Raw genomic sequence first — 22,006 nt, 5'->3', positions numbered from 1 at the left:
GTAGTAACCCCCGAAAACTAGACGAGAACGTGCTCTCGGCTCTCCTGAGAGGAGGGCACGCCGTGCCTGCGCGTGAAGCGCCACATCCGGTAGACAAGGAAGACCTCGTTGACCAGCAGCAGCACCCCGGCCGCCGCGGCGAGCGGGATCAGCGCCCATGCCCCCGCAAGGGGCGCGACCACGAACACCGCCGCGTGAAACTCGATACCGCTGATCAGGTGAGAGCGGACCCGGTGCCGGGCCAGGAACCTGTTGAACCGCCTGGGGAAGCTGCGCGGACGGCGTGCCCTCGGGACGAGCGCCACCCGCTCGAGAGAGTCGATGTCCTCATCGGACTCGGGCTCCGGCCCGCGCTCCCCCCGCTCCTCCCTGACGGCCTCGCGGACGCGCTTCATCTGCGGCGCGTTGACGTACCGGAAGAGGTCCAGTACGGCCACCGCCGCCCCGAGCACGACGTAGCGCACGTCCGAGGTGAGGGCGTACTGCCCGTATGCCAGCCCCCCGGCACACAGGACCACCCTGACCCGGTCCCCCACGTAGTCGAGCCAGAGGCCGAACGGCGTGCCCGTGCCCTTCAGCCGGGCGATTTTGCCGTCCACGCAGTCGATCATGAAGCTGAGATAGAAGACCACGGCGCCCGCTACGTGGTGGTTCAGGGCGAAACAGGTGGCCGACACCGCACCGAGGACCAGCGAGAGCACGGTGAGGGCGTTGGGTGTCAGCCGGGTGTGGTTGGCGATGGGAAGGGCGACCCGGCAGGCGACCGGGTCCACGAAATAGACGGTCCACCAGGAATCTCTCCGCTTGCGTGTCTCGAAGACGTCATCGAGCGAATAGGTCCTCATGGACTCCAGCATGACCACGCGGCGCGCCTGATCGATTACTCTCTGGAACTACTGGGTGATGTCCATGCCGCTTCTTGACCAACCCGGCACGGAAAACCGCCACGCGGAGTTCGCGTCCCCGTCCCTGAACCAGCCCTTGAGCACGAGGCCGCGGGTCTCGGCGCGCACCATGAGGCGCCAGGTCGGCCCTCCGCCTTCGAGCCGCTTGGGGTCGAAGGACGCGCAGACGCCGTGGCGGCCGGCGCGCCGCACCTCCAGCGGCACCCGGCGACGGCCGTCGCTGAGCCACAGGCTGACCTTGCCGACCCTGCGCTCGACCCGGTGGATCGCCACCTGCCCGCGCAGGCGGTATTCGGACCCGGTCCACGCGCACTCCTCGACCCTGGCGACCAGCTTGAGCTCGTCGCGGGCGTCGAACACCTCGTCGGGGATCCGGAGCCGGCGGCGCTTGCGGAAGAAGGGATAGTCGCCGTACCAGTTGGTGACGCGCAGCCCGCGCGGCACGATGCGGGTGCCGTCCTCGCAGGTGCGCCGGAACTCGCGCACCTTGCGCAGCTCGGCCACCAGGCCGCGCCTGAGCAGGTGCAGCTCCAGGCGGCGCAGGGACGGCGCGGTGGCCAGCGCCTTCGGGCTCAGCGAGGCCAGCCACGCGTCGGCCAGCTCCAGCAGCGCCCCCGGCTCGTCGCTCCCCTCCAGCGCCTGGAACAGGAAGACGATGTCCTTCTCCAGCACGAGCGCGTCGAAGCCGTCGAGCAGCTCGGGCGCGCGCTCGTCGAGGAAGGAGCGGACCGCGCGGATGGCGGCCAGCCGGTCCCAGAGGTTGGGCAGCTCGGCCCGGCGCTGGGTGATCGAGGTCTCCCCCGCGTCCCGCTTGCGCCAGTGGTAGACCACGTCGCCGACCATGTCGACGCTGCCCGCCAGGACGTGCGCCTGCATGGCGACGGGCACGTCCTCGTAGATGCCGGCGGGGAAGGCCAGCGCGTTGCGCTCCCAGAAGTCGCGCCGGTAGACCTTGTTCCACACCGTACGGTCCCTGACCAGCACCTGCTTGTCGGTGATGTGGGTGCACAGCTCCGGCCGCCTGAACGCCTTCTCGTGCAGGGTCGACTCCTCCAGCACGCCGTCCACGAGCCGCGCCACCGCGCCGCACGCCAGGTCGGAGCCGGTCTCCGCGAGCGTGCCGACGAGCCGCGCGTACGCCTCCGGCGGCACGACGTCGTCGCTGTCGGCGAAGGCGAGGTAGGTGCCGCGGGCCTGCCGGATCCCCACGTTGCGCGCGGGACCCGGCCCCAGGTTGTCGCGCTGGTCGATGAGGACGAAGCGGCCGTCCCGCGCGACGAAGTCGGCGGCGACGCGCCGGCTGCCGTCGCCGGAGCCGTCGTTGACGAGGATGACCTCGAGGTCGTCCAGGGTCTGGGCGGCCAGCGACTTCAGGCATTCCGTGATGTACGGCTCGACGTTGTAGATCGGGACGACCACGCTGAGCAGGGGGATCATCCGATGTGCTCCTTGGCTCTCGGGATGTGGGTTCGAGGGCAGCATGCCTTGACCACTCCGCGGATTCCGTGTCCCTGATCAGCTCTTTACCGGACGCATAATCGGCTACGTTGAGCAATTGATTGGACACCAATAGTAGGGGGAGCGGTGCTGAGAAGCGTCGAGGACAAAGACCTGCCGTCCATGCGGCGATGGCGCAACCATCCACGCGTACGAGCGGCCAGCTTCGCCACGCACAAGATCGGCGAGGACGAGCACGCCCAGTGGTGGGAGGCCACCCGGGCCGACACGCGCAAGCGCGTACTGATCTACGAGCACGAGGGAAGCCCCGCGGGCGTGGTGACCTTCTTCGGCCTGTCGTCCGAGAGCGCCTCGTGGGGTTTCTACCTGGACCTGGAGGGGCTGGAGCAGTCGGGGGAGCTGCTGCGGGCCTGGATCGGCCTGGAGCGGGCGGCGATCGACCACGCCTTCGGGACGCTCGGCCTGACGACCCTGCGCGGGGAGGTGCTGGCCTGCAACGAGGCGGTCAGGCGGCTGCACCGGCGGTTCGGCTTCCTGGAGGTCGGCTCCTACCTGCGCGACATCGACGGCGAGTCCCGCGACGTCGTGGCCATCCGGCTCGTGAAGGAGCAGGCATGATCTCCATCGAGGGGCGGCCGATCGGGCGGAACGACCCGCCGTTCATCGTCGCCGAGCTGTCCGGCAACCACAACGGGAGCCTGGAGCGGGCCCTGGCCATCGTGGACGCCGCCGCCGCGGCCGGGGCGCACGCGGTGAAGCTGCAGACCTACCGGCCCGACACGCTGACCATCGACTGCGACGGGCCCGCCTTCCGCGTGGGCGACGGGCACGATCTCTGGGGCGGCGAGAGCCTCTACCGGCTCTTCCAGCGCGCCCACACGCCGTGGGAGTGGCACCAGCCGATCTTCGAGCGGGCGCGCGAGCACGGGCTCACCGCGTTCTCCACGCCCTTCGATCCCACGGCGGTCGAGTTCCTGGAGAAGCTGGAGGTGCCGGCGTACAAGATCGCTTCGTCGGAGATCGTGGACCTGCCGCTGATCAGGCTCGCGGCCGCCACCGGGAAGCCGGTGATCATCTCCACCGGGATGGCCTCGCTCGGCGAGATCCACGCCGCGCTGGCCGCCGCGCTGGAGGCGGGCTGCACCCAGCTGGCCCTGCTGTCCTGCACGGCCAGCTACCCCGCCTCCCCCGACGAGAGCAACCTGCGGTCGCTGATGGCGCTGAGCGCGCTCACCGGCGTGGAGGTCGGGCTCTCCGACCACACGCCCGGGATCGGGGTGCCGCTGGCCGCGGTGGCGCTGGGGGCGTGCATGATCGAGAAGCACGTCACCCTGTCGCGCGCCGACGGCGGGGTGGACGCGGCCTTCTCGCTGGAGCCGGACGAGCTGGCGGCGCTGGTGGTGGAGAGCCGGCGGGCGTGGCTGGCGCTGGGCGAAGTGATCATCGGGCCCCGGCCGTCGGAGCGCGAGGGGCTGCGGTTCCGCCGGTCGCTCTACGTGGTGCAGGACGTGCGCAAGGGCGACCTGGTGACCCCGGACAACGTACGGTCGATCCGGCCCGCGGGCGGCCTGCCCCCGGACACGGCCACGGTGGTCATGGGGCGCCAGTTCACCAAGGACGTGCCCTACGGCACGCCGTTCACCTGGGATCTGATCTAAGGAGCGCGTCGGCGACGCGTTCCCTGCCCCTGCCGTCCACGAGGCCACGGCCCCGCCTCCCGTGCTCCTCGCGGGCGGCGGGGTCGGTGAGCAGGCGGGCGAGCACGCCGGCGGCCGCGGCGTCGGCCGCGCGCCCGAGCCCGGCCGCCACCCCCCGGCCGACGAGCTCCTCGTAGCCGATGAGCTGGTTGTCCGCCACCCAGGTCAGGGCGGTGGGTACGCCGAGGTGGAGCAGCTCCCAGACGGCCGAGCCGGCGGCGGTGACCACGAGGTCGGCCCCGGCCATGAGCTCGGGCAGCCGGTCCGTCGGCGGGATCACGGCGATCGGCCCGCCCGCCTCGAACGGCGTGGGGCTGACGACCGTCGCCTCGAACGGCACCCCGGCCGCCAGGAGCGCCCCCGCCCAGGCGGGGGCGACGCCGGCGCTGTCGGTGCCGCCGAAGAAGCACAGCACGCGCGGCAGCGCCCCCGCCGGCCCCGCCGAGCGTGCCCGTCCGAGCCGGCGGACGCTGTCACGCAGGAGCACGTAACGCGCCCCGGCCAGGCGGCGGGCGGGCACGGGAAAGGGGCGAAGCTCCGCGCCGAGGTTCTGGTCCAGGTAGAGATCGGCCTCCTGGCCCAGCGGGTCGCCGTCCACGATCGCCAGCACGGTCAGGCCCGCGCCCCGCAGCGCCGCCCCCGTCCCCTCCGGCAGGTCGTACGAGTCGAGGACCGCGGCGTCCAGCCGGAGCTCCCGGCCCAGCGCCGCCAGCCGGGCCGGCCCCTCGGGGGCGGGCACCAGCGGCAGCCCGCGCTCGCGCAACTGGGCCCGCGCCCAGGCGGACCCGCGCACCTCGCCGAGGAAGACCACCTCGACGCCCCGCCCGCGCAGCTCCTCGGCCAGCGCCACGCACCGCACCAGGTGGCCGACCCCGCTGCGCACCCCGGCGTCGCACCGGAAGCCGACCCGGATCACGCGTCCTGGAGCTCCTTCTGCTGGACATGGGCGTTGAGCCCGCAGACCTCGGGACGCTCCCGCAGCCAGCTCACCAGCGTCCCGAACGGCACGCACCGGTCGCCCAGACCGTCCACGACCCGGGAGATGAGCCGCCAGTCGTCCTCGGTGTCGAGCGTCACCCGCAAATCGCCGGCGACCGGCTGGTAGGCGAGCCCGAGCAGCCGCGCGTCCTCCGGATGCGAGTAGACGTAGGAGGTCACGTGGGTGCGGTGGAACCCGGCGGCCTCGGCGTCGGCCCGCTCCAGCGCTCCCCTGCCCACGATCTCCACGTCGAGCCCGCGCGGCAGAGTCCGCGTCAGAGCGGTGCTCAGGTAGTCGAGCCCGCGCACGGCGCGGAACACCAGCGCCGCCTCCCTGATCACGGCCGGGTCCAGCAACGGGCAGTCCGCCGTGAACCGCATCATCGCGTCCCACCGCCGCCCGGCCAGCGTCTCCATGAACCTCGTCAGCACGTCGTCCACCGGCCCCCGGTGCCACGACACGCCGAGGCGGCGGCACTCGGCCACCACCGCGTCGTCGGCCTGCTCCGTCGTGGTGGCCACCACGAGCTCGTCGAGCGTGCCCGCCTCGCGGGCGGCGCGGACCACCCATTCCAGCACCGACCGGCCGCCCAGCTCCCGGAGCACCTTGCCCGGAAGGCGTGTCGAGCCCATCCGTGCCTGAACAATCCCGACAATGCGCACCGATGCCCCAATCCCCCGTGTGACCGTGTGTCGCAGATCGATCGCGCTATGCTACCGCCCTGCTCGAACGACTACTGCGCGTAAGCGCGAACCCAGGGGGCCACGTGAGCATTCTCAGTGGATCGTCGGTTCTGATCACCGGAGGCACGGGGTCCTTCGGCAAGGCGTTCATCCGCAACGCACTCGACTCGCTGGGGGTGCGGCGCCTGGTGGTCTTCTCCCGCGACGAGCTCAAGCAGTACGAGACCAGGCAGCTCTTCGGCGACGACGAGCGCCTGCGCTGGTTCATCGGCGACGTCAGGGATCGCGACCGGCTGGCCCGCGCGATGCACGGCGTGGACTACGTGGTCCACGCGGCCGCGCTCAAGCAGGTGGACACGGCCGAGTACAACCCGTTCGAGTACGTCCGCACCAACGTCGCGGGGTCACAGAACGTGGTGGAGGCCGCGATCGACAGCGGCGTGCGCAAGGTGGTCGCGCTCTCCACCGACAAGGCCTCCAGCCCGATCAACCTGTACGGGGCCACGAAGCTGGTCGCCGACAAGCTCTTCGTCTCCGCCAACCACTACGCCGCCGCCCACGAGACCCGCTTCTCCGTCGTCCGCTACGGCAACGTCGTCGGCAGCCGGGGCTCGGTGGTGCCGCTCTTCCTGCGCCTGGCCGAGCAGGGCGCCAGCCTGCCGATCACCGACAAGCGCATGACCAGGTTCTGGATCACGCTCGACCGGGCGGTCCGGTTCGTGGTGGACTCGTTCGACCTCATGAGCGGCGGCGAGCTCTACGTGCCGCGCCTGCCGAGCATGCGCATCACCGACCTGGCCGAGGCGCTGGCGCCGAACAGCCCCATCTACGAGATCGGCATCAGGCCCGGCGAGAAGCTGCACGAGGAGATGATCGGGCCGGACGACGGCCGCAGGACGCTCCGGCTGGCCGACCGCTACATCGTCCTGCCCACGATCGCCACCTGGGGCTACACGCCGCCGCAGACCGGCGAGCCGCTGCCCGAGGGCTTCTCCTACCGCTCCGACACCAACGACGAATGGCTCTCGGTGGACGACCTGCGCGCCATGGTGGCCCGCTGATGCTCCCCTACGGACGGCAGTCGATCGCCGAGTCCGACATCGAGGCGGTCGCCGAGGTGCTGCGCGGCGACTGGCTGACCACCGGGCCGGCGGTCGGCAGGTTCGAGGCGGAGCTGGCCCGCTGGACGGGCGGCGTGCCGTGCGTCTCGGTCACGTCGGGGACCGCCGCGCTGCACGTCGCCTACGTGGCGGCCGAGGTGCGGGCGGGCGACGAGGTGGTCACCTCGCCCCTGACGTTCGTGGCCACGGCCGCCGCGGCGGCGCTGCTGGGCGCGCGGGTGGTCTTCGCCGACGTGCAGCCCGACACGGGCAACCTCGACCCCGACGCCGTCGCCGCCCTGGTCACCCCCAGGACGCGGGTCGTCACGGCGGTGGACTACGCGGGCCATCCCGCCGACTACGACGAGCTGCGCGCGGTCGCCGACCAGGCCGGGGCGGTGCTGATGGCCGACTCGGCGCACTCGATCGGGGCCGCGTACAAGGACCGGCCCGTGGGGGCGCTGGCCGACCTGACGACCTTCTCGTTCTTCCCGACCAAGACCGTGACCACGGCGGAGGGCGGGGCGGTGGCGGCGGCCGACCCCGAGCGGTTCCGGCGGGCCGCCCGCTTCAGGAACCACGGCCTGGTCAGGGAGCCCGCCGAGCAGCGCGACCCGGACGTGGGCGGGTGGCACCAGGAGGTGCACGAGTTCGGGCTGAACTACCGGCTGCCCGACGTGCTGTGCGCGCTGGGCGTCAGCCAGCTGCGGCGGCTGGAGCGCTTCCGCGAGCGGCGCTCCGAGCTCGTCGCGCGCTACAACGCGCTGCTGCGCGGCGTGCCGGGGCTGACGCTGCCCGCGCAGCGCGCGTACGTACGGCCGAGCTGGCACCTCTACCCGGTCAGGGTCCGCGACGGCCGGCGGCGCGAGGTCTACGAACGCATGCGCGCCGCCGGCATCGGCGTGCAGGTCAACTACCTGCCGGCGTACTGGCACCCGGTGTTCGAGGACCTCGGCTACCGGCGTGGGCTCTGCCCGCGGGCGGAGGCGTACTACGCCGAGGAGCTGTCGTTGCCGCTGTTCCCCGACCTGACCGACGCCCAGCAGGACCGGGTCGCGGAGACCCTGGCGGCCGTCCTGCGCTAGCGCTCCGCCAGCAGCAGGCAGCCGTCCTCGCCCCGGTCGACGAGGAAGCGCCTGGCCGCGACGGTCGCGATCGGCCGCTGCCCGGTCCGCACCAGCGGGCGGATGGGTGTGCCCTGGTCGATGACGACCTCCCACCACGACTCGTGGCCGACGCTCTCGTCGATGTCGGCCAGCGGCACCCGCGCGTGGAAGTCGCGCCCCGCCAGCGCCACCGGGAAGTACATCTCCTCGCCGTCGCTCCTGCGCCGCAGCCGCAGCACCGGCTCGCCGTCGCCGATGTCGGTGATCTCCCCCGAGAACACCAGGTCGCCGCCGTCCACCCGGCACTCCCCGATGATCGCCCGCGCCTTGCGCAGGCGCAGGCCCCAGGCGCCCTTGGCGCTGCGGACCGGCACCAGCCACACGCCCGACCTGCGCCTCGGCGCGGGAATCAGCGGCGGCAGCCAGCGCGGCCCGGCCACCCGGCCCTCCAGCCGCAGCCCCTGCCCTCTGAGCTGCACGCGCAGGTCCCAGCGGCCGCGCCTGGCGAGCTGCGCGGGCGTCAGCACGGCCGGGTCGAACGCGAAGCGGAACGGGAACGCGTGCTCCGGCAGCGCGCCGCCGTCCTCCTGCACCACGTTCTCCCAGGTGGGCGCGCTCTCCTCGTCCGACAGCGGGATGGTCGCGCCGGTCCTGCGCTCCTCCAGCCAGACCCGCACCCGCATGCGGCGCAGCTCCCCCACGTCGAACCGGCCCAACGCCACCCGGCCCGCGCCGCAGAGCACGCTGTCGCGCCAGTCGAGGTCGACCAGCCGGGCGACCAGGGCCAGCTCGCCGGAGACCTCCGACAGGTGCGGCGGCATCGACGGGTGCCTGCCGTACCAGCGCCTGCGCAGCAGCCCGGCCGCGCCCACGCGCGGCTGCAGCTGCCCGCAGCGGTCCTGGGTGAACACGTACGCCAGCTCGCCCAGGCGCCGCTGGTGAAGCAGGTGGACCTGGAGGCGCTGCGCGAACGGGATGCTGTGCCAGGCCTCGCGCGACACGCCGTCGAGGTAGCGGACGATCATGTCGAGCAGGGCCGGGTCCGCCGTCGTGCCCATGGCGGCCATGGCCTCCACGGCGACGGCCATGTCGATGTCCAGCGTGTCGCGGTCGAAGTCAGGCTTGAGCGCCGGCGCCCCGCGGCCCAGCAGGGAGGCGGTCTCCAGCACCGACAGCAGGCGGTCGCGCAGGTTGTCGGGCTCCAGGCAGCGCTGGGTGATCGAGCTGCCGGGCTCGTCGCGCTGCCGCCAGTGGTAGACGATCGAGGCCAGCACGTCGACCGACCTCGCTCCCACGTGGGCCGCCATCGCGACCGGCTGGTCCTCGTACATGCGCTCGGGGAAGCTCAGGCCCAGGCGCTCCCAGAAGGAGCGGCGGTAGACCTTGTTCCACAACATGCGGTCGCGGATCAGCAGCGGGTGGCGGGTGATGTGGGTGCTCTTCACGGGCTTGGCGAACGCCTCCCGGTGGGCCCACGACGGGATGAGCAGGTTGCGGTAGAGCCGCATGACGTTGCCGCAGGCCAGATCGGAGCCGGTGGACTCGAGCGAGGTCACCAGCCGTTTGAACGCGTCGCGCGGCACGGTGTCGTCACCGTCCACGAAGGCCAGGTAGCGGCCGGTCGCCCGGCGTACGCCCACGTTGCGGGCGCGGCCCACCCCCATGTTGTCCTGCCTGATGAGGCTTACCCGGCTGTCGTCTGCCTGCCTGGCCTCGACGACCGCCGGGCCGCCGTCGAGGCTGCCGTCGTCGACGCAGATCACCTCCAGATCGCCCAGCGTCTGGGCGGCGATGGAATCCAGGCAGGGTCCGATGTACTTCTCGACGTTGTAGAACGGAACGATCACCGAAAGGACCGGCACACCTATTCCTCTTCCTGTTGTCCTACGTCCTTCTTGCTGCACGTGTCAGCCGGACAGGAGGCGGATGACCTTGCGGGCGACCCTGCGGGGGCGCGCCAGGCGGCGGGAGAGGCGATATCCGAGCGTCCTGCGGAAGGCGCTGGCCTTGCGCTGGGTCCTGCGTAGCTTGGCCTTCGCCCTGACCAGCTCGCGTTCGCGGTAGGAGAGCTTGGTCTCCAGGCGCGAGATCCTGGCCAGCGCGGCGGTGAGCTGGTCGGCCAGGCGGTCCCGGGCCCCCAGCAGATCCCGGTACGTGGGGGCGTGCTCCGCCACCTCGGCGGGGCAGCCCAGCTCCACGTCCAGCTTGCGGGCGCGGTCGAGGTCGCCCTGCTCGCAGGGCCGGTCGGCCATGCCGCACAGGGTCAGCGCGAGCTGGTCGGCCTCCAGCGGCCACGGCCACGGGTGGTGGTGACCGGCCGCCAGCAGCCTGACCGCGAACCGCCACAGGATCCGGCACAGGACGACTTTCGGGGCGGGCGGGGTGGACGGGCCGGGGGCGGGGCTGATGGCCGCGAACCGCTCGCCGTCGTACACCAGGCTGTCGGTCGCGGCCGTCACGTCGCCGCCCGCCTCCAGCCATTCGGCGAGCCGGGCCAGCAGCTCGCGCACGGTCCTGACGTCCTCGCGGGCGCACGCCTCGACGAGGATCTCCTCGACGACCCGGCCGGCCGGGATCGGCAGCTCCTCGCCGTCCGGCAGGCGCCTGGCGCCACCGCTGGTGAGCTCGTACACGGCGGAGCCCTCCTCGACCAGCCCCAGCGGCAGCTCCACGGGGTCATCATCGTCTGAAGCGGTGGTGGCCACGGCCAGCCAGAGCGGCGCGAGCTCCTCGCCCAGGCCGTGGCGGAACACCAGGCGGGTCAGCCGGAGCGGGTCCGCCACCAGCATGCGGTCGCCGCCGCGCGCGCTCAGCGGGAACGCGAGGGCGTCCGGCAGGTCGGCGGCCAGCGCCTCGCGGGACAGCAGCGCCCGGGGGGCCTGCCTGCCCGGGTAGGCCGCGTAGCACCGCCGCACGCGCAGCCCCGCCGACTCCAGCCCGCGGTCGAGCGCCTCGGGGCCGCTGGGGTAGCTCGGGTCGAAGCCGTGCGGCGCCCACTGGTCGTCGGCGCCCTCCCGGTCCGCGGGCCTGGCCTCCAGGAACCGATCGACGCCCAGGTCGTTGCGTACGCCGAGCACGAGCCGCCCCCCGGGCGCGACCAGCCCGGCCAGCGCCGCCAGCGACTCGCTCCACGCCGCCGCCGGCGCCTCCGCGGAGTGGGTGCGCAGCAGCCCGTCGAGCGCCAGCACCAGGTCGTACGGCTGCTCCGCGGCGAACACCTCCAGCCGCCCGCAGAACACCGCCAGCCCCGGGTGCCGTTCGCCCAGGGCGCAGGCGTCAGGGTAGGAGCGCAGCAGCACGGCCGCCGACGGGGCCCGCGCGACCACGTCGTCCACCAGCACCTGCGGATGCGGGCCGACCAGCAGCACCCGGCCGCTGTCGGGGACGAGCCGGCCGACCAGCTCCAGCGCCGCGCCCCTCCAGTCCGTTATGCCGCCCATGTTGGACATGTCGGACCACAGCAGCATCTCCCCGCCGATCAACCGAACGTTCTCGGGCGCCTCCCCGGTGATCACGTGCGCGCCCCCCGTTTCCATCCGAACATTCGCCGTAGCTCCTCCGGTGTCGCCTGATACTCGAATCCCAGCTCGCGCCGCGCCACCTCCGACGCCAGCTCGCGGTCGACGTGCGTGCCGTGCAGCTCCGGCCAGAGCCGCATGCGGCGCGCCGTCCCCCCGTACTCGGGACGCTCGTCCTCGAACTGCATCGGATCCCCGTACACCGCCACCTCGCATCCCACCGAGGCGCCGTAGAACAGCGCGCTGCCGAGCCGGTTGGAGGCCACCCTGCGGTGGCGTCGCAACTGGACCAGCTGCTTGCGCAGGAAGTCGCGTCCCTTTCCCTCCCACCGGGAGCCGCGCTCGCCATGGCAGATGACCCGGAATCCCCTCGATTCGTACGCTCGCCGAATGTCCGGATTCGCGAATTCCAGCCAATAAAGACAGACCGTGACCGGACCGGTCTCGACATTTCGGATTTCGTCGGCCAACCGGGCGTGGTCACCGCTGACGGAATGCTTTTCCCAGCCATGAAAGGGATACCAGATCGTACCCTTGCGCTCAGGGACCACGCCCAGCTCAGGCTCCAGATGAAGGAGGTATATCCACGGCGCGCCGATGAGGTAGTGTCCCCGGCGGCCCATCGACCAGCCCCGGCGACGTAGCACGTCAGACCAGATGAAACGGGGATAACCAGGGCTGCACCAGTGGTCGTTGGGCGGAAATCCGTGGAGATAGTTCCATCCGTGCTGAAGGAAGCCCTGGATGCGTTTCGGCGTCTCATCCGGAAGGCCGCAGTATCGGCCGATTATGCGAGAGTGCCCGTACCAGTGATTGGATTCGTCCATCATTCCCCCCGTACGGTGGACCGTGTCCCGTCCGACATTCCCAGCCCTCAACGGGTGCCACGCCTCGTTATACGGTTCCATTACCCGAGAGGGGGCCTTGGTTTTCTCCTGGCTCGCAATTCCCGCTACACTACGTCGTGGCTTGAGGACAGAGAGTGAGTGATCATGAGTCATCTCGACCGCCTGCGGGCCGTCTTCCGCAGTGCGCTCAACCTTCCGGCCGACGCCGACGTCGACGGGCTCGAATACCGCGCCATCCCCCAGTGGGACTCGCTGGCCCACATGGCGTTGATCGCCGCGATGGAGGACGAGTTCTCCGTCATGATCGACACCGACGAGATGATCGACATGAGCTCGTTCGCCGAGGCGGCCGGGCTGCTGGAGAAGCATGGCGTCGGCGCCGCCGCCATCTGAGGCCAGGGTCGTCCTGGTCACGGGCTCGACGGCGGGCATCGGCCGGGCCGTGGCGGTCACGCTGGCCGGGGCGGGCCACGACGTGGTGCTCCACGGCCGTGACGAGGAGCGTGCCGCGAAGGCCGCCGCCGAGGTCGCGGAGGAGACCGGCGGGGTGACCGACTCGGTCGCCTGCGACGTCGGCGACCCCGCCGCCGTCTCGGCCATGATGCGGCAGATCTACCAGCGCCACGGCCGCCTCGACGCCCTCGTGATCAATGCGGGCGTCCACGCGGCCGGTCCGCTCGGCATGGCCCACCACGACACGGTCGAGCGGCTCTTCCAGGTCAACGCGGTCGGCGCGACGTACACGCTGCAGTCCGCGCTCAGGCTGCTGCGGCGGGGCAGCTCCCCGGCGGTGGTCCTGGTCTCCTCGATGATGGGCCGCATGGGCGGCGCGGGCCAGGCGGTCTACTCCGCCACCAAGGCGTCCGTGATCGGCCTCACCAAGGCCGCCGCCAAGGAGCTGGGGCCCACCGGCATCCGGATCAACGCCGTGGCCCCCGGCTACATCCAGACCGACCTGCTCGCCACGCTCGACAAGGAGAGCCGGGCGGCCACGGTCGCCGCGACCCCGCTCGGGCGGCTCGGCACGCCCGCCGACGTCGCCCGCGTGACCGCGTTCCTGCTCTCGCCCGACGCGGGTTTCGTCACCGGCCAGGTCATCGGCGTCGACGGCGGGCTGGTGCTGTGATGTTCCCGCACCCACAGGCCCGGCTCGTCGTCGCGGGAGAGGCGGCGGGCCTCGGCGGCGACGAGCTGGCCGGCCACGTCGCGCGCACCGCGGAGGCGCTGACCCGGCTGCGGCCGGGGCCGCTGTTCTGCGGCATGCGCAACAACCTCACCTCCGTCCTGCGCTACCTCGCCGCCTGGCGGTCGGGCCGGCCGATCGCGCTGCTCGACCCCGACCTGACTCCCGGGGCGCTGGCCGAGCTGGTGGGCCGGTTCAGGCCGGCGGCGCTGCTCGGGTTCACGCACGCGGCCGACGGCTCGCCGCCGCCGCGCCGCGAGGCGCCCGAGCCGCATCCCGACCTCGCCGTGCTCCTCGCCACCTCGGGCTCGACCGGCAACCCCAAGCTCGTACGCCTGTCGCGCCAGGCCGTGCTGGCCAACGCCACCGCCATCGCCACGGCCCTGGCCATCGCCCCCGACGAGATCGCGCCCACCAGCCTGCCGCTCCACTACAGCTACGGGCTGTCCGTGCTCAACAGCCACCTGGTCGCCGGGGCCACGGTGATGCTGACGGAGGCGGGGCTGCTGGAGCGCTCGTTCTGGACGCATCTGGACGCCCACCGGTGCACGTCGCTGGCGGCCGTCCCCTACCAGTACGAGATGCTGCGGCGGCTGCGTTACGACCGCTCCGAGCACCCCGCGCTCGCCACCCTGACGCAGGCCGGCGGGCGGCTGAGCCAGGACCTGGTCCAGGAGTTCGCGGGGCAGGCCGACCGGTTCTTCGTGATGTACGGTCAGACCGAGGCCACGGCCCGGATCGCCGTCCTGCCTCCCGACCGGCTGGCCGACAGACCAGGCTCCGCCGGGCTGGCCATCCCCGGCGGGCGGCTGAGCGTCGACGAGGGCGAGGTCGTCTACCACGGGCCCAACGTCATGATGGGCTACGCCGAGACGGCCGCCGACCTGGCCAGGGGCGACGACCTGGGCGGGGTGCTGCGCACGGGTGACCTGGGCCGGCTCGATTCCGAGGGCTTCCTCTATATCACCGGGCGGCTGAAACGCATCGCCAAGATCTTCGGCGTGCGGGTCAACCTCGACGACGTCGAACGCCTGCTGCGCGGCTCCGTCCCGGTGGCGGTGACCAGCGGCGACGACCGCGTGACGGTGTGGGCCGAGGGTCTCGACGCGGCCGGCCGGGCGGGGCTGGCCCGCAAGCTGGGTGCCGAGCTGCGGGTGCATTGGAGCGGGTTCGACGTGCGTGCCGTCGACAGCCTTCCGCTCCTGGCCACCGGCAAGATCGACTACCGCGCCCTGGAGTCCCGCACATGATGAGCGTTTTCAGTCTGGCGGAGCCTCAGCGGGAGGTGGCGCTGGTGAGCGAGCTGGCGGCGCTGACCGAGCGGCATCGGCGGGCGTGCGCCCCCTACCGGCGGGTCCTCGACGCCATCCAGGCCAGACCCCCGTACGAGCGGCTCTCGGACCTGCCCTGGCTGCCGGTGCGGCTGTTCAAGACGCACGAGCTGCGCAGCGTGCCCGAGGACCAGGTGTTCAGGGTGCTGACCTCCAGCGGGACCACCGGGCAGCGGCCGAGCCGGATCTACCTCGACCGCGAGGCCGCCGCGACGCAGCCGCGCATGCTGGCGGCCACCCTCAGGGAGGTGCTGGGCGGGCGGCGCCTGCCGATGCTGGTCGTGGACAGCCGCTCGGTCGTCCGCGACCCCACGCTGAGCGCCCGCGGCGCCGGGGTGCTCGGGATGATGAACTTCGGCAGGGACCACACGTTCGTGCTCGACGAGCGGGGCCGCGTGGACGCCGAGGCGGTCAAGGGGTTCCTGGCCCGCTACGGCGGCGAGCGGTTCCTGATCTTCGGATTCACGTTCATGGTCTGGCTCCACCTGCGCGACCTCGGGGCGGACCTGTCGCAGGGGGTGCTGGTCCACTCCGGCGGGTGGAAGCGGCTGGCCGAGCAGGCGGTCGACAACGCCGAGTTCCGGCGGCGGCTGGCGGCCGAGTGCGGGCTGACCCGGGTGCACAACTTCTACGGGATGGTCGAGCAGATCGGGACCGTCTTCCTGGAGGGCCCCGACGGCGACGGGCTCTACTGCCCCGACTTCGCCGATGTCGTGGTCCGCGACCCGGAGACCTGGCAGGAGGTCCCCGTCGGCGAGCCAGGGCTGATCGAGGTCGTCAGCACGCTGCCCACCTCCTACCCGGGCCATGTCCTGCTGACCGAGGACCTGGGCGTGGTGCGCGGCGTCGACGACGGGTGCTGGCCGGGCAAGCGGTTCGAGGTGCTGGGCAGGCTGCCCAGGGCCGAGGCGCGCGGCTGCAGCGACACCATGGGGCGGGGCTGATGCTGGACGACCCGAAGCTCGACGTACGCTTCCCCGCCGCCGCGCCGGCCTCCGCCGAGGACCTGCTGGGCGAGCTGCGCGGCGGGCTCGACGTGGGCGACGAGCGGGTACGCGAGTTCCTGTCGGCCTTCGGCAGGCGGCTGCTGCGGCCCGTGCTGGCGCGGCGTCACCCCGAGCTGGGCTCGCTCGGCTTCTTCCTGCGCCCCAGCGAGCTGGCCCGCACCGTCGACGGCCTCGCCAACGAGCACGTACGCGTCCCGCGCGGCCTGGTCTTCCACGTCCCGCCCGCCAACGTCGACACCGTCTTCGTCTACTCCTGGGCCCTGTCGGCGCTGATGGGAAACCGCAACATCGTGCGCCTGTCGCCGCGTTCCGGCCCGGTCGCCGAGGTCATCCTGGAGACGTTGCACGACGCGCTGGCCGACGCCGACCCCGTCATAGCGGCGACCCAGCGCATCGTCTCCTACGGCCGCAGCGACAGCGTCACCGCCGCGCTCTCCGCGGCCTGCGACCTGCGGGTGGTGTGGGGCGGCGACCGTACCGTGCAGGAGATGCGGCGCCACCCGCTCGCCCCGCACGCCCGCGACCTGGTCTTCCCCGACCGCTCCTCGTTCGCCGTCGTGGGGGCGGCGGCCTGGCTCTGCGCGCCCCGGGCCGCGCGGGTCACCGTGGCCGAGGGCTTCGTCAACGACACCTACTGGTTCGACCAGGCCGCCTGCTCCTCACCCCGGACGGTGTTCTGGGTGGGCGCGGAGGGCGACTGCGACGCGGCGCGGACCGACTTCTGCGAGCACGTGTCGCGCGTGGTCGCGGTCCGCGGGTGGGGCGTCGACGCCGCGATGGCCGTGGAGAAGCGGGTCTCCACCTACGGCCTGGCCGCCGACGGGCTGGCCGAGAGCATCGAGTTCCGGGGCAACGCGCTGGCCAACGTGACGCTGTCGGCCGCCGCCGCCGCGCCCAGGCAGTGGCTGGGCGCCGGTACGTTCGCGCACGCCAGGCTCGGGTCGCTGGCCGAGCTGGGCTCGCTGGTCGAGCGGCGCGACCAGACGATGACGCACTTCGGGTTCGCCAGGGGCGAGCTGGAGCGGCTGGCCAGAGAGCTGGGCGGGCGCGGGGTCGATCGCATGGTGCCGATCGGGAGCGCGCTGAGCTTCCATCGGGTGTGGGACGGGTTCGATCTCCCGGCCGAGTTCACGCGACTGGTGACCGTGATCAGATGACGTTCGCGCCCCCCGCGGCCTGGCTCGCCCGGCGGCCGGCGTCGTCCAGGCGGTGGCTCGGGTGGGTGCCCGCGGGGGTCCTGTGCGCCGGTGCGGTGGCCGTGTTCCTGTGGTGCGGGGTCTCCGCCCGTGACCTGGCCGTTTTCGCGGCCTATCTGGGGGCGGGGGTGGCGCTGCCCGGGACGCTGCTGTGGCGGGCGCTGACCGGCGGCGGGAGGTCGGTGGCCGAGGACGTCGCGGCGGGGCTGGCGCTGGGGTACGCGGTCGAGGTCCTGGCCTACCTCCCGGCCAGGACGGCCGGGGCGCCGCTGCTCGTGCTGGTGCCGTCCGCGGGAGTGCTCTGCGCGTTCACCTGCGTGCCCCGGCTGCGGCGGCACTGGCGGGGCGAGGCCCCCAGGGAGCGGCGACACTGGCGAGGCGGGGCCGAAAGGGAGCGCACGCCGGCGTGGAGCGCGTCGGCGGGCGAGGCCGAAAGGGAGCGCCTGCCCGCGTGGTGCGCGTGGGCGCTGGCGGGGGTCGTCGCCTACCTGATCGCGTGGAGCACGCTCAACCTCTACCGCGTGCCGGTCTCCGCCGCGTACGTGGACCTGCCCTACCACCTGGCGCTGGTCGGCGAGGTCAAGCACCACGTGCCGCCCACCCTGCCGTCCGTGCTGGGCGAGCGGCTGTCCTACCACTGGTTCGTCTACGCCGAGCTGGCCGCCACGAGCTGGGTGACCGGGATCGAGCCGGTGACGCTGGTCTACCGGCTGGCCACGCTGCCGATGACGGCGGCCCTGGTGGTGCTGGTGGCGGTGCTCGGGCGGCGGCTGGGCGGGAGCTGGGGCGCCGGGGTCGCGGCGGTCGGGGTCGCGTACTTCCTGCTGGGCCCGGTCCTACAGGAGGGCGTGGTCTTCACGACGCGGCCGATGTTCACCGCCTGGGCCAGCCCGACGCAGACGTTCGGGGCGCTGCTGTTCGCGCCCGTGGTGCTGCTGCTGACCAGCAGGCGGCTGCTGACCGGCGGGCCGCTGGTGACCGGCGGGCGGCTGCTGACCGGCGGGCCGCTGGTGACCGGCGGGCGGGGGTGCTGGGTGGCGCTGGTCGTGCTGATGCTGGCGCTGACCGGGGCGAAGGCCACGTTCCTGCCGTTGCTGCTGGCGGGGCTGCTGGTCGTGGTGGCCGTGCGGTGGGCGGTGGAGCGGCGGGTGCCGGGCGCGTGGCTCGGCGCGGCCGGGATCACGCTGGCGTGCCTGCTGGTCGCGCAGTTCGTGGTGTTCGGGCGGGGGTCCCAGGGGACGACGATCGCGCCGTTCGCGACGATGCGGGGGCTCTGGGGGCTGGTGACGGGGGTGGCGGCGCCCGAGCTGGCCGCCGTGCCGGTGACGCCGTTGCTGATCCTGACCGTCGTGCACCTGTTCTGCCTGCTCTGCGTGTGGGGCGGGGTGGCGGCGCTGGGCCGGCGGGCGCTGGAGCCGTCCATGTCGCTGCTGCTCGGCATGGGGGCGGCGGGGATCGGTGCGGCGGTGGTGCTCGGGCATCCGTCGGACTCGCAGCTCTACTTCCTGGAGAGCGTCCGGCCCTACCTGTCGGTCGCCGCGGTGTGCGGGGTGGCCGGGCGGCGGGTGCCGTGGGCCATGGTCGCGGCGGGGGCGGGGGTCGCGCTGCTCGCCGCGTGGATCGAGGTGCCCGGCGACGCGGCGGTGCGGGTGGTGGTGCCGTACCTCGTGCTCGTGGTGGTGGCGGGGGTGCTGTTGTGGCGGCGCGGGGCCGTGCTGGCGGTGGTGGCCCTGCTGGCGGGGTACGCGGTGCCGGCCTCCGCGCGCGAGCTGGTCCTGCGGGTGGTGCCCGAGGGCCGGGAGGTGGAGATCCCCGCGGGGGCGCTGAGTGCGGGGCGGTGGTTGCGCGCGCACTCCTCGCCCGGCGACGTGGTGGCCACCGACCTGCACTGCCGTCCCGTCGAAGCGCCGGGGTGCGACAGCCGGCACTACTGGGTGTCGGGGTTCACCGAGCGGCGGGTGCTGGTCGAGGGGTGGGCGTACGCGGAGAGCACGCTGTCGCGGGCGAAGCTGTTCGTCCTGCCGTATCTCGAGGTGCCCTTCGCGGATCCCGTACGGCTGACGGCCAACGACGCGGCCTTCCGCACGCCCACGGCGGAGAACGTCCGGCGCCTCGCCGAGGACTACGGCGTCAAGTGGCTCTTCACCGGGATGAACCCGGAATTGGGGAAATACGCGCGGCTGCGCTTCCGTAATTCGTCCTTCTCCGTTTACCGGCTCACCGCCCGGTAAAAGTCTCGCCCCCTCACGGAATGCTGCGGAGAAACGGCCCGCGCCACGCTGGACGGCCCCAGGACCATTTCCGTGGACGTACGGCCACCAATCAGGATCAGGGACTCCCATGAAAACGCGTGCCGCGACGGAGCCGAGCCCCCGCGTTCTCGACACCACGGCCCGGCTGGCGAGCGTCGACATCGTCATCCCCGTGCTCAACGAGGAACGCGCGCTGCCCGGCTGCGTCCGCACGCTGGCGCGCTTCCTCGGCGACGGCTTCCCGCTGCCGTGGCGCATCACGATCGTCGACAACGGCAGCACCGACGCCACCTGGCCGGTCGCGAACGAGCTGGCCGGGCAGTTCGAGCGCGTACACGTCCGCCGGCTCGACATCCGGGGCCGGGGCGCGGCGCTGCGCGCGGCCTGGCAGGACAGCCCCGCCGACATCGTGGCGTACATGGACGTCGACCTGTCCACCGGCCTCGGCGCCCTGTTCCCGCTGGTCGCGTCGGTGGCCGGCGGCCACTCCGAGATCGCCATCGGCACGCGGCTCGCCCGCGGCGCGCGCACCCGCCGCTCGCTGCGCCGGGAGGTGGTGTCGCGCGCCTACAACGCCCTGCTCAGGTACGGCTTCGGCGTCCGCTTCAGCGACGCCCAGTGCGGCTTCAAGGCGGCCAGGGCCGACGTGGTCAGGCCGCTGATGGCCAAGGTCGAGGACGACTCGTGGTTCTTCGACACCGAGCTGCTCCTGCTGGCCGAGCACAACGGCCTGCGCGTGCACGAGGTGCCCGTGGACTGGATCGAGGACACCGACTCGCGCGTGAAGATCGTCAGGACGGCCGTCGACGACCTGAAGGGGCTGGCCAGGGTCGCCTGGTCGATGTCGATGGGCCGGGCCCGCGTCGAGGTGGCGCGGCCCGAGCTGACGCCCACGCATCCGGACGCGGTCGTGGCGCGGCCCCTCACGGTGACGACGGCGAAATTCACGTCGTTCGCCGTGGCAGGCGTTGTTTCCGCGATTCTGTACGCGCTCATTTATCTGCCGCTGCGCGATGTCTGGTCGCCGGCGCTGACGAATTTCGCCGCGCTCGTCCTCGCCGGAGTCGTCAGCACCGAGGCGAACCGCCGCTGGACATTCCACCGGCGCACCGCCATGCACGCGCGGGCGGCGACGCTTTTCCTGGCCCACTACGCCCTCACCACCATGGCCGTGCTCGCGCTGCCGCGCGGCGCCGGGCGGCTGGCGGAGGTCAGCGCGGTCGCCGGCACGTACTGCCTGCTCACCTTGATCCGCTTCACCGCCCTGGACCGCCGGGCCTTCTCCCGTACGAGGAACTGATCATGGAAACCACTGAGATCCGCCGCCTGATCGCGCTCGAGGACACCCACTGGTGGTACCGCGAGCGCCGGGCCATCCTGCGCAGGGAGCTGCGCGGGCTGGGCCGCCCCGGGCGGGCGCTGGACATCGGCGCGGCCGGCGGCGGGAACACCAGAGTGCTGGTCGAGGCGGGCTGGGAGGCGACCGCGACGGACTCGTGCGCGACGGCGGTCGAGGTGGCCAGGCAGCGCGGGCTCAAGGCGGTGCGCGCCGACGCGCGGGCGCTGCCGTTCGAGCCGGGGAGCCTGGACCTGGTGACGGCGTTCGACGTGCTGGAGCACGTCCGCGAGGACCACCTGGTCGTGGAGGAGATCGCCCGGGTGCTGGCGCCCGGCGGGCACGCGCTGATCGCGGTCCCGTGCGACATGGCGCTGTGGTCGGCCCATGACGACGCGGTCGGGCACGTACGCCGATACGCCCGCGAGTCGCTGACCGTCGTGGTGGAGCAGGCCGGGCTGAAGGTCGATCGCGTCTGGAGCTGGAACGTGCTGCTCCGCCCCCTCGTCGCCCGGCACCGCCGCCGATCCAGGGGCAGCGACCTGCGCAAGGTGCCGCTCCTGGTCAACGCGGGACTGTCGGCGGTCGTGCGGGCCGAGCGCTACCTGCCGGTCAAGTCGCTCAAGGGCGTCACGCTGTTCCTGCGGGCCCGGCTCGGGAGATGAGCGTGTTCAGACCGAGACGTAGGGGTGTTCCACGGTGTGCGCGCATTGGCCCTAGGCTGTGATCCGTGGTGATTCATGCCCTGCTGGCGGCCGCACTGGCCACGACCTCGCTGCCCGCCCAGGCGGCGACGGTCGACTGTGACCGGGTCAAGTGCCTGGCGCTGACGTTCGACGACGGTCCGGGCGAGGGCACCCCGACCCTGCTCAAGATTCTCAAGCAGGAGGGGGTCAAGGCCACGTTCTTCCTGGTCGGCAAGCAGGTGGAGCGGCGGCCACGGATCGCCAGGCAGACGCTGGCGCAGGGACACGCGATCGGCAACCACACCTGGTCGCACGCCTCCCTGCCGACGCTGCTCGACGAGCAGATCCTCGACGAGCTCAAGACCACGCAGGAGGCCATCCAGCAGGCCACGGGGCTGCGGCCGACGATGTTCCGCCCGCCGTACGGGCACACCGACGACCGCGTGCTGGGGCTGGCCAATCAGGTGGAGCTCGCGCAGGTGCTCTGGACCGGCACGACGCTCGACTGGAAGCTGCGTGACGCCAAGAAGATCAAGGCGGCCGTGCTCAGGCTGGCCAAGCGCGACGGAGTGATTCTCATGCATGACACGGTCCCGGCGACCGTGAAGGCCATGCCCGCGATCCTCAAGGAGCTCAAGAAGCAGGGCTACCACCTCGTCACGGTGCCGACCCTGCTACGCGGCAAGAAACCCGAGCCCGGAGTGAGCTACCCCTGACCGGC

20 protein-coding genes are annotated in these 22,006 nt (G+C 72.5%); 13 read left to right on the top strand and 7 right to left on the bottom strand.

Annotated elements, in window-relative coordinates; translation table 11 throughout:
• Window positions 1-17: 17 nt before the first annotated feature.
• Together HD596_RS19285 and HD596_RS19280 are read right to left on the bottom strand one after the other, a co-directional pair.
• Entirely contained in the window at window positions 18-845 is an 828-nt protein-coding gene (locus HD596_RS19285) for a CDP-alcohol phosphatidyltransferase family protein (protein ID WP_246554585.1), read from the bottom strand.
• 48 nt (window positions 846-893) lie between these two features.
• On the bottom strand, window positions 894-2,342 hold the full coding sequence (locus HD596_RS19280; protein WP_185070745.1) for a glycosyltransferase family 2 protein: 1,449 nt from the start codon (window positions 2,340-2,342) through the stop codon (window positions 894-896).
• 147 nt (window positions 2,343-2,489) lie between these two features.
• On the opposite strand from HD596_RS19280, the gene pseH reads away from it, so the two are divergent.
• Both pseH and pseI read left to right on the top strand, forming a co-directional pair.
• The gene (gene pseH / locus HD596_RS19275; RefSeq protein ID WP_185070744.1) at window positions 2,490-2,981 is read left to right on the top strand and encodes a UDP-4-amino-4,6-dideoxy-N-acetyl-beta-L-altrosamine N-acetyltransferase; all 492 of its coding nucleotides are present in this window, start codon (window positions 2,490-2,492) and stop codon (window positions 2,979-2,981) included.
• Window positions 2,978-4,021 carry a pseudaminic acid synthase gene (gene pseI, locus HD596_RS19270; protein WP_185070743.1) on the top strand — a complete coding sequence of 348 codons (1,044 nt, stop codon included), beginning with the start codon at window positions 2,978-2,980 and terminating at the stop codon, window positions 4,019-4,021. The genes pseH and pseI overlap by 4 nt, the downstream gene beginning before the upstream one ends.
• Here the strand turns inward: pseI and HD596_RS19265 are convergent.
• Together HD596_RS19265 and HD596_RS19260 are read right to left on the bottom strand one after the other, a co-directional pair.
• Window positions 4,002-4,976 carry a PseG/SpsG family protein gene (locus HD596_RS19265; RefSeq protein ID WP_185070742.1) on the bottom strand — a complete coding sequence of 325 codons (975 nt, stop codon included), beginning with the start codon at window positions 4,974-4,976 and terminating at the stop codon, window positions 4,002-4,004. The two genes, pseI and HD596_RS19265, sit on opposite strands and share 20 nt — an antisense overlap.
• On the bottom strand, window positions 4,973-5,701 hold the full coding sequence (locus tag HD596_RS19260) for a cytidylyltransferase domain-containing protein (protein ID WP_185070741.1): 729 nt from the start codon (window positions 5,699-5,701) through the stop codon (window positions 4,973-4,975). Before HD596_RS19260 ends, HD596_RS19265 begins: the two co-directional genes overlap by 4 nt.
• Window positions 5,702-5,805: 104 nt before the next feature.
• On the opposite strand from HD596_RS19260, the gene pseB reads away from it, so the two are divergent.
• Window positions 5,806-6,783 carry a UDP-N-acetylglucosamine 4,6-dehydratase (inverting) gene (gene pseB, locus HD596_RS19255; protein WP_185070740.1) on the top strand — a complete coding sequence of 326 codons (978 nt, stop codon included), beginning with the start codon at window positions 5,806-5,808 and terminating at the stop codon, window positions 6,781-6,783.
• Window positions 6,783-7,907 carry a DegT/DnrJ/EryC1/StrS family aminotransferase gene (locus tag HD596_RS19250; protein WP_185070739.1) on the top strand — a complete coding sequence of 375 codons (1,125 nt, stop codon included), beginning with the start codon at window positions 6,783-6,785 and terminating at the stop codon, window positions 7,905-7,907. Before pseB ends, HD596_RS19250 begins: the two co-directional genes overlap by 1 nt.
• Here HD596_RS19250 and HD596_RS19245 read toward each other — a convergent pair.
• The 3 genes from HD596_RS19245 to HD596_RS19235 are packed head-to-tail and all read right to left on the bottom strand — an operon-like array spanning window position 7,904 to window position 12,276.
• Window positions 7,904-9,775, bottom strand: a complete 1,872-nt coding sequence (locus HD596_RS19245) for a glycosyltransferase family 2 protein (RefSeq protein WP_185070738.1) — start codon at window positions 9,773-9,775, stop codon at window positions 7,904-7,906. The genes HD596_RS19250 and HD596_RS19245 overlap by 4 nt on opposite strands.
• A 60-nt stretch (window positions 9,776-9,835) precedes the next feature.
• Window positions 9,836-11,464 carry a hypothetical protein gene (locus HD596_RS19240; RefSeq protein WP_185070737.1) on the bottom strand — a complete coding sequence of 543 codons (1,629 nt, stop codon included), beginning with the start codon at window positions 11,462-11,464 and terminating at the stop codon, window positions 9,836-9,838.
• The gene (locus HD596_RS19235) at window positions 11,440-12,276 is read right to left on the bottom strand and encodes a hypothetical protein (RefSeq protein ID WP_246554583.1); all 837 of its coding nucleotides are present in this window, start codon (window positions 12,274-12,276) and stop codon (window positions 11,440-11,442) included. The genes HD596_RS19240 and HD596_RS19235 overlap by 25 nt, the downstream gene beginning before the upstream one ends.
• A 162-nt stretch (window positions 12,277-12,438) precedes the next feature.
• Between HD596_RS19235 and HD596_RS19230 the strand changes: the two genes are divergently transcribed.
• The 9 genes from HD596_RS19230 to HD596_RS19190 all read left to right on the top strand — a co-directional run bounded on the left by HD596_RS19230 (window position 12,439) and on the right by HD596_RS19190 (window position 22,001).
• Entirely contained in the window at window positions 12,439-12,687 is a 249-nt protein-coding gene (locus HD596_RS19230) for an acyl carrier protein (RefSeq protein WP_185070736.1), read from the top strand.
• Entirely contained in the window at window positions 12,662-13,420 is a 759-nt protein-coding gene (locus tag HD596_RS19225; protein ID WP_185070735.1) for an SDR family NAD(P)-dependent oxidoreductase, read from the top strand. The genes HD596_RS19230 and HD596_RS19225 overlap by 26 nt, the downstream gene beginning before the upstream one ends.
• Entirely contained in the window at window positions 13,420-14,727 is a 1,308-nt protein-coding gene (locus tag HD596_RS19220; protein ID WP_185070734.1) for an AMP-binding protein, read from the top strand. Before HD596_RS19225 ends, HD596_RS19220 begins: the two co-directional genes overlap by 1 nt.
• The gene (locus tag HD596_RS19215) at window positions 14,724-15,752 is read left to right on the top strand and encodes a LuxE/PaaK family acyltransferase (RefSeq protein WP_246554580.1); all 1,029 of its coding nucleotides are present in this window, start codon (window positions 14,724-14,726) and stop codon (window positions 15,750-15,752) included. Before HD596_RS19220 ends, HD596_RS19215 begins: the two co-directional genes overlap by 4 nt.
• Complete coding sequence (locus tag HD596_RS19210) at window positions 15,752-16,972, top strand: acyl-CoA reductase (RefSeq protein ID WP_185070733.1); 1,221 nt, start codon at window positions 15,752-15,754, stop codon at window positions 16,970-16,972. The genes HD596_RS19215 and HD596_RS19210 overlap by 1 nt, the downstream gene beginning before the upstream one ends.
• The gene (locus HD596_RS19205; RefSeq protein WP_185070732.1) at window positions 16,969-19,242 is read left to right on the top strand and encodes a hypothetical protein; all 2,274 of its coding nucleotides are present in this window, start codon (window positions 16,969-16,971) and stop codon (window positions 19,240-19,242) included. The genes HD596_RS19210 and HD596_RS19205 overlap by 4 nt, the downstream gene beginning before the upstream one ends.
• Before the next feature lie 109 nt (window positions 19,243-19,351).
• A complete protein-coding gene (locus HD596_RS19200; RefSeq protein WP_185070731.1) occupies window positions 19,352-20,563 on the top strand; it encodes a glycosyltransferase in 1,212 nt (403 codons plus the stop codon).
• A 2-nt stretch (window positions 20,564-20,565) separates the two neighbouring features.
• Entirely contained in the window at window positions 20,566-21,264 is a 699-nt protein-coding gene (locus HD596_RS19195) for a class I SAM-dependent methyltransferase (RefSeq protein ID WP_185070730.1), read from the top strand.
• A gap of 65 nt (window positions 21,265-21,329) precedes the next feature.
• Window positions 21,330-22,001: a polysaccharide deacetylase family protein gene (locus HD596_RS19190; RefSeq protein ID WP_185070729.1), complete on the top strand. Its 672-nt coding sequence runs from the start codon at window positions 21,330-21,332 to the stop codon at window positions 21,999-22,001.
• Window positions 22,002-22,006 lie beyond the last annotated feature (5 nt).

The organism is Nonomuraea jabiensis (genome assembly GCF_014204795.1).
GTDB lineage: Bacteria > Actinomycetota > Actinomycetes > Streptosporangiales > Streptosporangiaceae > Nonomuraea > Nonomuraea jabiensis.
The sequence above is the reverse complement of the archived record's forward strand: the minus strand, read 5'-3'. Positions and strand labels throughout refer to the sequence as shown.